The following is a 12,592-nucleotide window of genomic DNA, read 5'->3' as shown; positions in this document are numbered from 1 at the left end:
AGCTTTCGCCGGCATGCCGATCGCGCCCATGGGGCGCTCCTACAGACATTCCGAAGGGATCGGTTTCCATCGCGCCCATGGGGCGCTCCTACGCGCATGCGCGGGGTTCGCCTACGCGTTTTGACGGGGTTCGCCGATACCGCGCGTTGCGTGTGGCCATCACGCTTGCCGGATGGAAAGCCAGCGCATCGTTTCATGTCCGGGCCACGCAGCACTGCGTCGTGGACGCGCATCGCTTCCGAACCACGCCTACCACCTGACGGTCACCACGCTGCACCGCGAGCCTGTTTTCCTGGGGTTCGAAGCGGCCTGCGAAGCGGCAAGGTGTTTCGAGGATCCGATGTTGCTGGGTGACGCGCGCATGCTTGCCTGGGTGCTGATGCCCGACCACGCCCATTGGCTGTTGCAGCTTGGCGAGTGCGACGAACTGGCAAGCATCGTGATGCGGCTCAAGTCCGCCAGCGCAAGGCGGGCGCATCGTGTCATCGGCAAAACGGGATCGCTATGGAGCAGGGCGTATCACGACCACGCAGTGCGCAAGGAAGAAGACCTGAGGGCGATCGCGCGCTACATCGTCTGCAACCCGATCCGCGCAGGCATTACCCGGCACATCGGCAACTACCCCTTCTGGAACGCCCACTGGCTGTAGGAGCGCCCCATGGGCGCGATTGGGCTTACCGGGAATGCCGATCGCGCCCATGGGGCGCTCCTACGGGTTGTGCCGCAGGCATCCGGCACATTGGCGGCAATCACGCCCTCAGTTGCCCGGCTCAACGTTCACACCACACCTCTCGCTGTAGGAGCGCCCCATGGGCGCGAAAAGCTTTCCCCGGCATGCCGATCGCGCCCACGGGGCGCTCCTACGGGGATTCCGGGCGGCTGGTGGCGGAATCGGTTTCCATTGCGCCCATGGGGTGCTCCTACCCGGCCAGGCTGCGGTAGCGCCTGTCCAGCGCGGCCACGTGGGCGTCCAGCGCATCGACGGGGCCGTCGTTGACGATGACGTCGTCGGCGATCGCCAGCCGCTGCTGGCGCGTGGCCTGGGCGGCGATCATGCGATCGGCGAGGGCGCCGTCGATGCCGTCACGCTGCAGCAGCCGCGCGTGCTGCACGGCTGCCGGCACGTCGATCACCAGGATGCGGTCCAGCCACGGGTAGGCGGCGCGGCCGCCGCCCTCGGCCAGCAGCGGAATCGCCGCGATCGCGTAGGGCCCGGTTGCGCTGATGCAGGCAGCCCGCAACGTGGCACGCACGCGCGGATGCACGATGGCCTCCAGTCGCCTGCGCGCGCTGTCGTCGGCGAACACCCGCTTGCGCATCGCCAACCGGTCGAGTTCGCCGCCTTCCGCCAGCACGCCGGTCCCGAATTCGGCGACCACCTCGGCAAGCCCCGCCGAACCCGCCGCCACGGCTTCGCGCGCGGCGATGTCCGCGTCGGCGACGGCGATGCCCAGCGCCTCGAAGCGGCGGGTGATCTCGCTCTTGCCGGAAGCCACGCCGCCAGTGAGCCCAACGATGAAATCGCTCATGGCCCGATTATGGCGTAGGTCGGGGCTACGTCCCCGACGGTTTTGCCCGCGCATGGGGTCGCGATGGATATCCGGTGATGAGAAGCGTCGGGCGCGTAGGCCCGACCTACGGCATCGGCGGGCCGCGCATCCTGCGTAGGTCGGGGCTACGTCCCCGACGGTTTTGCCCGCGCACGGGCCACGATGGATATCCGGTCACGTGCGGCGTCTCACGCCGGAGGCCCGTAGGAGCGTCCCATGGGCGCGAACGGCTTTACCGGGAACGCCAATCGCGCCCATGGGGCGCTCCTACACGGCCTGCGGTTTTGGGTCAGATGCCGGCGTACTGCCGGTACGCGCCGATGATCTGCTCGCCCCACATGAAGACGATCCAGCCGGCGATCGCCAGGTACGGGCCGAACGGGATCGGCGTCGCCCGGTCGCGGCCCTTTGCCGCCAGCCAGATCGAACCGACGATCGCGCCAACCAGCGACGACAGCAGGATCGTCGGCAAAATCCCCTGCAGCCCGATCCACGCGCCCAGCGCCGCCAGCAGCTTGAAGTCGCCGTGGCCCATGCCTTCCTTGCCGGTGAGCTGCTTGAACAGCCACCACACCGACCACAGGCTGAGGTAGCCGATCACCGCGCCCACCAGCGCGGGCTTGGCCGGCATGTACAGGTTGTCGACCGAGGCGATCAGCCCCAGCCACATCAGCGGCAAGGTCAGCTGGTCGGGCAGCAACTGGGTGCGCAGGTCGATGCCGGACAGTGCGATCAAAAAGCACGTCAGCACGATCGCGCCGAACCCCTGCCAGCCAAACCCGAACTGCCACACGCAGGCCAGCACCAGCAGCATCGTCAGCAGCTCCACCAGCGGGTACTGCGGCGAGATCGGCGCCTTGCAGCTGCGGCACTTGCCGCGCAGCGCCAGCCAGCTGAACACCGGGATGTTCTCGTACCAGCTCAACTGGTGCCCGCAGTGCGGGCAGTGCGATCGCTCCACCACGATGCCCGGCGGCGGCGGGTCGTACAGGTCCGGCTCGCCGAGGATCTCGCGGCTGTCGCGCTTCCACTCCCACTCCAGCCGGCGGGGCAGGCGCAGGATCACCACGTTGAGGAAGCTGCCGACCAGCAACCCCATCCCGGCGGCCAGCGGATAGCCGAGCTGCAGGTTCTGGTCGAGGAACGCCATCCGGCGCTCAGCCCATCACGGTCATGGCGATCTTGAAGATCGGCAGGTACATCGCGATCACGATCGACCCCACCAGTCCGCCGATGATCACCATGATGAAGGGCTCGATCAGGCTGGTGATCGCGTCCACCGAGTTGTTCACTTCCTGCTCGTAGAACTCGGCCACCTTGAACAGCATGGTGTCGAGCGCGCCGGCCTCCTCGCCGATCGCGGTCATCTGCACCACCATGTGCGGGAACAGGTTGGCCTGCTTCATCGCCACGTTGAGCGGGTAGCCCACGGCGACGTCATCGCGCATCTCGTGGACGGTGTTGGTGTAGACCCGGTTGCCGGTGGCGCCGGCCACGCTCTCCATTGCCTCCACCAGCGGCACGCCGGCCTTGAAGGTCACCGCCAGGGTGCGCGCGAAGCGCGCGATCGAGGAGTTGTGCAGCACCTGGCCGATGATCGGCACCTTCAGCAGCAGCCTGTCCATGGTGTATTGCAGCTTCTGCGAGCGCTTGTAGAAGTACATGAAGCTGAAGAAGGCGATCAGCGCGACGCCAAGGATCGCCCACCACCACCCGACCAGGATGTCCGAGATGCCGAACACCAGGGTGGTGAAGGCAGGCAGGTCGGCGCCGAAGCTCGCGAACTGCTCCTTGAAGATCGGCACCACGTACACCATCAGCACGCCGCAGACCAGGATCGCCACCGCGATGATCGCCAGCGGGTAGAACATCGCCTTCTTGATCTTGCCCTTGATCGCCTCGATGTTTTCCTTGTAGTCCGCGATGGTCTCCAGCACCGTTTCCAGCGAGCCCGAGGATTCGCCCGCGCGCACCAGGTTGCGGTACAGCTCGTCGAACTGCACCGGGTGCTTGCTCATGGCCTCGAAGATCGACGAGCCGCCCTCGATGTCCAGGCGCACGCTGTCCACCAGCTTTTTCATCCGCGGGTTCTTCTGGCCGTTGCCGATGATCTCCAGCGCCATCACGATCGGCACGCCGGACTTCATCATCGTCGCGATCTGGCGGCTGAAGATGGCGATGTCCTTCGGTGAGACCGGCTTGCCGGCGCTGCCGAACAGCGGCTTGGGCTTGAGCTTGACCACGCGCGGCTGGATGCCCTGCCGGCGCAGTTCGGCGCGCAGCATGTTGGCATTCCTCGACTGCTGCTCGCCCTTCATCTTCTTGCCGCGCTTGTCGGTGCCCTCCCAGACGAACATCTGCAAGGTCACGCCGTCGCGCACCGGCTTGGCGGCATCGCGGGCGGCGGCGGTCTTGGCGGCGGAACGTGTCACGGCCATGATGTGTTTCCCCTTGGTCCCCAGATTCCGGCATTGCCGGAGCCCCAGCCTGCGATGGTAGCCGGTTGCGGCCGCATGTGAAGCCGCGGCGTGTGACGGCGGGCAGCATTTCCGCATCGTAGGAGCGCCCCATGGGCGCGATTAGCCGTCGCCAGCAACCCATCGCGCCCATGGGGCGCTCCTACGGTCAGTCCTTGGTCACGCGGTTGATCTCGGCCAGGCTGGTCACGCCTGCCTTCACTTTTTGCAATGCCGACTGGCGCAGGTCGCGCACGCCCGAACGCTGCGCCGCCTCCGCAATCTGGAGCGCGTTGCCGCCCGCCAGCACGATGCTCGCGATCTCGTCGGTCATGGGCATCACTTGGTACAGGCCAGTGCGGCCCTTGTAGCCGGCCGTGCACTCGTCGCAGCCCGCCGCCTCGTAGACGGTGAAGCCCGCGTGCACCTCGTCGTCGGTGAAGCCCTCGGCCAGCAGCGCATGGTCCGGCAGCTCCACCGGCCGCTTGCAGCGCTCGCACAGCCGCCGCGCCAGGCGCTGGGCAATCACGATGGTCACCGAGCTGGTGATGTTGTACGGCGCGATGCCCATGTTCATCAGGCGTGCGATGGTCTGCGGCGCGTCGTTGGTATGCAGGGTGGACAGCACCATGTGGCCGGTCTGCGCGGCCTTGATCGCGATCTCGGCGGTCTCCAGGTCGCGGATTTCGCCCACCATGATCACGTCAGGGTCCTGGCGCAGGAAGCTGCGCAGCGCGGCGGCGAAGGTCATGCCGCGGCGTTCGTTCTGCTGCACCTGGTTCACGCCCGGCAGGCGGATTTCAACCGGGTCCTCCACGGTGGAGATGTTGCGGATCTCGTCGTTGAGGATGCCCAGCGCGGTGTACAGGCTCACCGTCTTGCCCGAGCCGGTGGGGCCGGTGACCAGCACCATGCCGTACGGCTTCTGGATCGCATCCAGGAACAGCTTCTGCTGGTCCGGCTCGTAGCCCAGCTTTTCGATGCCCAGTTTGGCCGCGCCGGCATCCAGGATGCGCAGCACCACCTTCTCGCCGAACAGCGTGGGCAGGGTGCTGACGCGGAAGTCGATCTGCTTGGTCTTGCTGATGTTGATCTTCATGCGCCCGTCCTGCGGCACCCGCTTCTCGGCGATGTCCAGCTGCGACATCACCTTCAGGCGCGCGCTGATGCGCTGGTTGAGCTTCACCGGCACCTTGGCAGTTTGCTTGAGGATGCCGTCGATGCGCAGGCGCACGCGGTAGTCGGTCTCGTAGGGTTCGAAGTGGATGTCCGAGGCGCCGCGCTTGATCGCGTCGATCAACACCTTGTTGACGAACTTGACGATGGGCGTGTCGTCCTGCTTGCCGTCCGTGCCGGTGTCGCGCTGCTCCTCTTCACCGGATTCGATGTCGAGGTTCTCGAGTCCCTCGCTGTCTTCCAGCGCATCGCCAAAGCTGTCGGCCGCCTGCAGCCACAGCTCCAGGGTGTGCCGGATCGCATCCTCGGCCACCAGGATCGGTTCCACCGCCAGGTTGGTATGGAACTTGATCTCGTCCAGCGCATGGGCATTGGTGGGGTCGGCCGTGCCCACGAACAGCTTGCCGCCGCGCTTGAACAGCGGCAGCACGTTGTGCTTCTGCAGCAGGTCCTCCTTCACCAGCTTGACCGCGCTCTGGGTGCCGTCCATCGCCGCCGGGTCGAACACCGGCATGCCGAACTCGGCAGAGTTGGCGGCGGCCATCTGCACCGAGGTCACCAGCTTGTGCTCGCGCAGGTACCCCGCGATGGGCTTGCGCCCGGCCGTGGCCTTGTCCAGCGCGTCGCGGGCGGTGGCTTCGTCCAGCGCGCCGTCCAGGACGAGGCGGCGGGCGATGCCGGTGATGCCGACCAGGTTGGCGGTTGAGGCTGCACTCATGTCTTTCTCCCTAATGCCCGGACTTTATCGCAAGCACGTCATATGCCAAAGGGACTTGCGCCACTTTCCGGAGACATCGCCTCCAGTCGGCGACCGTTTCGGGCTACTCTTGCCGCCAGAGGGGAATCCATGCGCCTATCCGTCATCCTGCCTGCCAAGAACGAGGCCGAAGGCCTGCGCCAGACCCTGCCGCGGCTGCGCGCCGCCCAGCCCGACGCCGAACTGATCGTCGTGGATGACGGCTCCACCGACGACACGGCCGACGTGGCCGCCGCCCACGGGGCCAGGGTGCTTTCGAGCCCGTACTCGATGGGCAACGGCGCGGCGATCAAGCGCGGCGCCCGGGCCGCCAGCGGCGAGATCCTCGTGTTCATGGATGCCGACGGGCAGCACGACCCTGCCGAGATCGCCAATCTGCTGGAACGGCTGGGGCAGGGCTACGACATGGTGGTGGGGGCGCGCGACGGCGCGGGCCAGGCCAGCGCCGGCCGCAGCCTGGCCAACCGCTTCTACAACCGCCTGGCCAGCTGGATGACAGGCCATCGCGTGGCCGACCTGACGTCGGGATTCCGCGCCACGCGCGCTGACCGGTTCCGGGAGTTCCTGCACCTGCTGCCGAATGGGTTCAGCTATCCCACCACCAGCACCATGGCGTTCTTTCGCAGCGCCTATCCAGTGGCATACGTGCCCATTCACGTGGCACGGCGAGTCGGCAACACCAGCCACATCCGTCCGCTTCGGGATGGCATCCGGTTTCTCTTGATCATCTTCAAGATCGCCACGCTTTACTCGCCGCTGAAGCTCTTCGCACCGGTCAGCGTCGGATTCGGGCTGATCGGTCTTGGCTACTACGCGTATACCTTCGTCACCCAACATCGATTCACCAACATGAGCATGCTGTTGCTGAGCGCGGCGGTAATCATCTTTCTGATCGGCTTGATCTCCGAGCAGATCACGAGCCTCACCTATCAAAAGCGATAGCGTCTTGGGCGAACTTCGTTCCTCGCTAGCGTGGCTCGCGCGTACACCGCTACATCCGCAGTGGTTGATGAGACGTCGATGCGCGCCAGTGAGCCTCCAAGGCACCGTGCTCGACATCGGCGCCGGAGATCGCTGGCTTTCGCACCACTTGCCGGACGGCGTTGACTACATCGCGCTTGACTACCCTCCAACCGGACGCGACCTCTACCACGCGCGCCCTGACGTGTTCGCTGATGCCGCCCGGCTTCCAATCGCCGACCAGACAATCGATGCCGTGGTTTGCCTGGAAGTATTGGAGCACGTGCGCCGTCCCCGCGAGGTTCTGGGCGAGATCGCCCGCGTGCTTCGGCCAGGGGGGCGGTTGTATCTGTCCATGCCATTCCTGTATCCGATTCATGATGCCCCCTTCGACTTCCAGCGCCTCACCGAACACGGGCTGAGGCGAGACATTGAGCAGGCTGGCTTGCAGGTCACGGCGATAGAAAAGAGCGGACATGCCGTGTGTGCTGCAGGTTTGCTGTTGTGCTTGGCGATCTCGGGCGGCGCCTACTACCGCAAGGGGCTCTTGAGCGTGCTGCTGATGCCGATTGCCGCCATGCTTGTAACGGTGATCAACCTGTCGACGGTCGCGCTCGGACGCTTGTGGCCGGACTGGAGCGGCATGGCCACTGGATACTCGCTGGAGGCAGTCAAGCCGTGACGCGGCAGGCCTTTGTCCTGGTGACCACGTCTTTCCCGATCGCCGGTGACGGGAGCGAGGCTGCCGGATCGTTCGTGTCTGACTTGGCCGAGCAATTGGCAATCGATGGCCCGGTCCATGTCGTCGCACCGGGTGGCGACAGCACGCGCGAGCATTGGTGTGGCGGCGTCGACGTCTTCCGCTACCCCGCGCCAGAGAAGCCGCTATCTACGCTCAGACCCTGGCGCTTGCCCGATGCCAAATGGATTGCCCGGGTCTTGCGAGGGGGCTTGCAGGCCACGCGGGCCGCCACTGCGGATGGCCCCAGCCACTTGCTTGCGCTGTGGGGCCTGCCTTGCGGTGAATGGGCGCGCAGGGTGGCGCGAGAGCGGCGCATCGGTTATTCGGTTTGGATGCTGGGAAGCGACGTGTGGTCGCTGGGAAAGATTCCTGGCCTGCGTGGCGCGCTGGCGCGTGTGATCAGGCAGGCCGAACACGCATATGCCGACGGTTACCGGCTCGCGGACGATGCCGGGCGTATTGCGGGCTCGCCGGTGACGTTCCTGCCAAGCACGCGCAGGATCGCTCTGTCCGCACCCGCCGGGCCGCGTTACAGTCCGCCATACCGGCTGATCTTTCTAGGGCGCTGGCATGCGAACAAAGGGGTCGATTTACTGCTGGATGCGCTGGATCGGCTTGGCGACGACGACTGGGAGCGAATCGAACGGATCGACATCCAAGGCGGCGGGCCACTCGACAAAATGGTTCGCTCCCGTGCGCTAGGATTGCAGCGCGCTGGCCGCCCGGTACACGCAGGGCAATATCTCGCCAAGGTAGAAGCCGAAGCCGCAATCGCGAGCGCGGATTGGGTGCTGATCCCCTCGCGCATCGAGAGCATTCCCGTGGTGTTTTCCGACGCCATGAAACTGGGGCGGCCAGTGGTCTCGATGCCGGTTGGTGACCTGCCACGGCTGGTGGCTGGCGCAGCGCCAACTGGCGTTCTGGCGGGCGCGCTGCGCGCCGACGCGTATGCCGACGCATTGCGAGTGGCTTTGGCTACATCACCGGATCAGTTTGCGGAAGACGTGTCTGCGATGGCGTCCAAGTTTGACTTGGCCACGCTCGCGGGGGCATTGCGATGACTCTCCACGCGTCTCCCGCTGCGTGGCATCGGGCGCTGTACGGACTCGGTGGTGTCATCCTGCGCGTCGGCCCGCTTGACTGGCTGGTGCTTCGACGAGGACCGTTCCGCATCGCCTACCCGTCATTTCCGGTAGGTTTCAGCATGGCCAACACTCCGATCCAGCAATGCTTGGCTGGCTCGCTCCCCGCATTGTGCCGCGCTCGCGTTGACCTGCTCAGGCTCAGCGCCCCCGAGGACGCGATGGCTGGAATCAACTGTGGAGTACTGGCTCGACTGCCAGAAAGTCGCATTGAAGGGCTTCAGGCATGGGACCGCAGCCGCCTTGCCGCGCCAGTGCGGCGCAAGCTGCGGAAGGCTGAGGGCGCCGGACTTCGGATGCGCGCGGCTGAGCCGGGTGACGGCAAGCTGTTGTATGCGCTTTATGAAAGGACCGTCAGGCGTCAGCGAGGCACCGTGCGCTACACACGCCGGTATTTCGAGGAACTGTGCCTGGGAAGCCCTGACTTGATGGTCGCCAAGGTGGTGTTGGATGACGCCGTGACAGGTTTCATCGCCGTTCTTCATCAGGGAATGGACAGCATCTACCTGCATGGCGGTTATGCAGACTCACATGCGTCTCTTCGCCCTGGCTACTTCGCAATGGCCTGGGCGATTGAAGCCAGCCGTGACCGCGGCAGCCGAACCTTCGACATGCTGGCATCGCCCTTGGGGCAGACAGCACTTCGAGAGTACAAGGAGTCGTTTGGTGCCGTGACCCACTGGCGCGTGTACTGGCAGCAGCCGCTTACGCTCCGGGGCAGGAGCGCTGTGGCCGTGCTGAGGCTTATCGGATCGGGCCGCGGGAGCGAAGCTCAAGCCTCGGCGCTGAACAACACGTCGGCGTAGTCCCAAGGCCACACGCCAGTGATCCGCGGAATGGCGCGTTCGGCCCGCATTAGTGCGCTCCATGCTCCTCTCGGCACAAGGCCATGGCGGATCAGGGGTGTCGTCGGAAAGCGGCCGTGCCGCAGGATTGCTTGACCGATCCGCTTGAAGCCGGCGCCCGCCAGAAGGCCGCGCCACTGATCGGTGGTTCGCTGGACCTTGAGCCCCTGTTCGCAAACGGTGCGGTGACGTCGCGCCTGCTCGATGATCAACAGCGGCGAACCGGGTATCAGTGTCTTGCGTATGCCTGCAAGCAATGCGGTTGCCTCTGCTTCGTCGGTGACATAGCAGAAGACACCGTAAGCTATCGCAGCGTCCATGCTGTGATCGCGAAGCGGGACTGACCGGCCATCCACCGCTACAAACAACGCGCGTTGATCGCCACATCGGTGCCGGGCATGTGATAGCAGGGAGGTGGACAGGTCCGCGCCGACTACGGAATAGCCAAGTCGCGTGAGTGCGATCGTCGCGCTACCTGTCCCGCATCCGTAGTCGAGCAGCGTGGCGCCCGGACTCACGCGAACGCCGAGCGCCTCGCGGAGAGTCGAGTCCCGCATCTGCGCGAGATAAGCGTTCTTGTAGCCGCGTTTGTCGCGCGGGTCGATGATGGAAGCGTCGGGATCCAGCGTTGCGAGCGAATCCCAGTACGCCTTCTGTCGATCGTAGAATTCATTCACGGGCTTGAACCCAATGAAAGACCGTGGATATCAGGGCGGCGAGCAATTCTGCCGCCAGCTGCATAAGTCGCAGCAATACCGCCGTGGTGGCGAGCAGGCCGATGGAAATCCCGGACGGTGCGGGTAGCGCCAAGAAGATTGCCTCGCGGACCGCTAGGCCTGCCGGGACAACGAATGCTGCCGTGGCCATCAGAGAGGAGCCCGCATAGGAAACGCCCATTTCCAGGGCTTGCGGCACGGAGCCATGGCGGGTCAGAAGCACAACGAACGAAAGCAGGTAGGTCACCCATTCGGCAACGAGCAATCCGGTTCCCAGCCACAGGAGGGGGCGCGGCCGGTGATCCGCCACGATCCCGAGCCGCGGCATGAAACGGGCTGCCAGGCGGAGCAGCCCAACTTCTGCGCCAGGATTGCGGTGCAGCCACTCCACGGCAATCAGGAGGGGCACGATTCCCCAGAGCCAAGTCGTGGACAACCAGATTACCGCGGCCGTAAGGGCCAGTACGCCCAGCGTGAGAAAGCTGTCCACGGCGAGCTGCAGTAGGTTCGCCAGTACCACGTAGGCCGGGGCGCGGACGTTTGCCATTCGCTGGGATTGATAGATAAGTCCCCAAACCTTCCCTGGCAGGTAGCGGATCAGCTGCATCTGCAGGTAGGCGGTGATGGCCAGCCCGAAGGGAAAGGGCGAGGATGCCAGCCTGTCGAGGATCAGCGCGTTGTAGATCGCCCTGAACAGCAGTGACAGCAATGTCAGTCCGATCGCCGCGAGGAATGGCCACATTCCGATCGAGGCGATGTTGCTGAGGGCGTCGCCGAACTCGCCGGACATGCGCCAGCCAATCCATGTGATGGCGAGGCCGAAAAGGACGACGACCAGCGCGCGGCGAAGCCAATTTCCCGGATTCTTCCCGGCGCGCATTGCAGAGGGCGACTCGGGTTCGGTCACGTCGCGCTCGACAGGCTTGCCCGTACTGTGCGTGAGACCCGTTCCACGTCATCGTTATCCAGCTTGGGCGACAGCGGCAAGCTTACGGTCTGTCGGCCGATTCGCATCGCATTGGGCCATTGCTCCGGACGCCAGCCAAAGCGCTCTTGGTAGTAGGGGTGCTCGGCCAGCGATAGGTAGTGCACGCCTGCACCGATGCGTGCGGCATTCATGCGGTCGAGGAAAGCGTCCCGAGTGACGCCATTCCGAGCCTCATCCACGAGGACCGTATACAGATGGTACGCATGGCGGGTGTCCAGATCGGGCTCGGTGGGAAGAGTGATCGGCAGATCGGCGAATGCCTGTTGATAGAGCGACCAAATCGCCTGCCGCCGGCGCCAGCTTGCTTCGACTCGTGCCAGCTGGTGGAGCCCGATCGCAGCTTGCAGGTCCATCATGTTGTACTTGAAACCGCATTCCACCACTTGGTAATGCTTGTAGCCCTCGTCCCCAAAGCGGTGCCAGGCATCCTTGCTCATGCCGTGCAAGGCGAGCACACGTGCGCGGGCGATGCGCGTCTCATCGCGACCGAGGATCATGCCGCCTTCGCCTGTGGTGATGTTCTTGGTGGCGTAGAAGCTGAAACAGCCGAAATCCCCGAAAGTGCCCGCCTTACGACCGTGGTACTCGGTTTCTATCGCGTGGGCGCAGTCTTCGATAACTATCAGGCCGTGCTTGTCCGCGATCTGCATGATGCTCTCCATTTCGCACGGACGGCCCGCAAAATGAACTGGCACTATGGCCCGGGTGCGCGGGGTGATCGCGGCCTCGATTGCGCCGGGCGAAATGCACAAGGTCTGGGGATCCACGTCGGCAAGCACGGGGGTTAGTCCGGCGTGGATGATGGCGTTGATACTTGCGCAGAACGTGAGAGGAGTGGTGATGACCTCCGCTTCTGGCTCCAATCCGGCCGCGACCATGCTGACATGCAACGCTGCCGTGCACGAGTTGACAGCGGCGACCTGCGCTGGCGATACGGCCTTGTAGTTTGCAAAGTCGGCCTCGAACCTGGCCACCCGTGGGCCAGTCCCGAGCCAACTGGAACGCAGGCAATCTATAACCTCATCAATCTCGGCTTCTTCGATCAGCGGGGAGCCGAACACCAAGAATTCATCAGTCATTATCTGCTCGCCTGGAAGTATGGATGGCGTTTCTTTTTGTCATCGGGGAAGACGCGACGGTTGCAGCCAATCGTCCGCTCATCGGGGCGTGGGGTCATGTGAGCGAATTGGAAGGCCATGGTTCTATGAATGATCAGGTCGCATCCATTCACGAGTAGTACTCCCGCAGACCGTCCGTCAG

12 protein-coding genes are annotated in these 12,592 nt (G+C 64.7%); 5 read left to right on the top strand and 7 right to left on the bottom strand.

The annotated features are described in order from the left end of the window. Positions 1–172 precede the first annotated feature (172 nt). Positions 173–649 (top strand): REP-associated tyrosine transposase, encoded by a 477-nt coding sequence (locus H570_RS0111220; RefSeq protein WP_027080819.1) that lies wholly within the window; start codon positions 173–175, stop codon positions 647–649. A gap of 271 nt (positions 650–920) precedes the next feature. Here H570_RS0111220 and coaE read toward each other — a convergent pair whose 3' ends face one another. The 4 genes from coaE to pilB all read right to left on the bottom strand — a co-directional run bounded on the left by coaE (position 921) and on the right by pilB (position 5,900). Further along, positions 921–1,529 carry a dephospho-CoA kinase gene (gene coaE, locus H570_RS0111215; RefSeq protein WP_027080818.1) on the bottom strand — a complete coding sequence of 203 codons (609 nt, stop codon included), beginning with the start codon at positions 1,527–1,529 and terminating at the stop codon, positions 921–923. A 310-nt stretch (positions 1,530–1,839) separates the two neighbouring features. Further along, positions 1,840–2,700 (bottom strand): prepilin peptidase, encoded by an 861-nt coding sequence (locus H570_RS0111210; protein WP_027080817.1) that lies wholly within the window; start codon positions 2,698–2,700, stop codon positions 1,840–1,842. A gap of 7 nt (positions 2,701–2,707) precedes the next feature. After that, complete coding sequence (locus H570_RS0111205; RefSeq protein ID WP_027080816.1) at positions 2,708–3,988, bottom strand: type II secretion system F family protein; 1,281 nt, start codon at positions 3,986–3,988, stop codon at positions 2,708–2,710. A gap of 187 nt (positions 3,989–4,175) precedes the next feature. Further along, complete coding sequence (gene pilB / locus H570_RS0111200) at positions 4,176–5,900, bottom strand: type IV-A pilus assembly ATPase PilB (protein ID WP_027080815.1); 1,725 nt, start codon at positions 5,898–5,900, stop codon at positions 4,176–4,178. Positions 5,901–6,029: 129 nt separating this feature from the next. Here pilB and H570_RS0111195 point away from each other — a divergent pair, with 129 nt between their 5' ends. The 4 genes from H570_RS0111195 to H570_RS18630 all read left to right on the top strand — a co-directional run bounded on the left by H570_RS0111195 (position 6,030) and on the right by H570_RS18630 (position 9,589). Then, a complete protein-coding gene (locus H570_RS0111195; RefSeq protein WP_036136017.1) occupies positions 6,030–6,881 on the top strand; it encodes a glycosyltransferase family 2 protein in 852 nt (283 codons plus the stop codon). 106 nt (positions 6,882–6,987) lie between these two features. Continuing rightward, positions 6,988–7,581, top strand: coding sequence for a methyltransferase domain-containing protein (locus H570_RS0111190; RefSeq protein ID WP_169447770.1), 594 nt, complete (start codon positions 6,988–6,990; stop codon positions 7,579–7,581). Between the two features lie 20 nt (positions 7,582–7,601). Continuing rightward, the gene (locus H570_RS0111185; RefSeq protein ID WP_169447769.1) at positions 7,602–8,702 is read left to right on the top strand and encodes a glycosyltransferase; all 1,101 of its coding nucleotides are present in this window, start codon (positions 7,602–7,604) and stop codon (positions 8,700–8,702) included. After that, complete coding sequence (locus H570_RS18630) at positions 8,699–9,589, top strand: GNAT family N-acetyltransferase (RefSeq protein ID WP_084500094.1); 891 nt, start codon at positions 8,699–8,701, stop codon at positions 9,587–9,589. Before H570_RS0111185 ends, H570_RS18630 begins: the two co-directional genes overlap by 4 nt. Here the strand turns inward: H570_RS18630 and H570_RS18260 are convergent. Genes H570_RS18260 through H570_RS0111165 form a run of 3 tightly spaced genes read right to left on the bottom strand, consistent with a single transcriptional unit; the run spans position 9,556 to position 12,411 of the window. Next, on the bottom strand, positions 9,556–10,305 hold the full coding sequence (locus H570_RS18260; protein WP_051176325.1) for a class I SAM-dependent methyltransferase: 750 nt from the start codon (positions 10,303–10,305) through the stop codon (positions 9,556–9,558). The genes H570_RS18630 and H570_RS18260 overlap by 34 nt on opposite strands. After that, positions 10,298–11,251 (bottom strand): lysylphosphatidylglycerol synthase domain-containing protein, encoded by a 954-nt coding sequence (locus H570_RS0111170; RefSeq protein WP_156899957.1) that lies wholly within the window; start codon positions 11,249–11,251, stop codon positions 10,298–10,300. The genes H570_RS18260 and H570_RS0111170 overlap by 8 nt, the downstream gene beginning before the upstream one ends. Then, positions 11,248–12,411: a DegT/DnrJ/EryC1/StrS family aminotransferase gene (locus H570_RS0111165; RefSeq protein ID WP_027080809.1), complete on the bottom strand. Its 1,164-nt coding sequence runs from the start codon at positions 12,409–12,411 to the stop codon at positions 11,248–11,250. Before H570_RS0111165 ends, H570_RS0111170 begins: the two co-directional genes overlap by 4 nt. Positions 12,412–12,592 lie beyond the last annotated feature (181 nt).

The sequence above is a fragment of the Luteimonas mephitis DSM 12574 genome, from assembly GCF_000422305.1.
In the GTDB taxonomy this organism is placed as follows: Bacteria; Pseudomonadota; Gammaproteobacteria; order Xanthomonadales; family Xanthomonadaceae; genus Luteimonas; species Luteimonas mephitis.
This window is presented reverse-complemented; position numbering and strand designations above follow the sequence as displayed.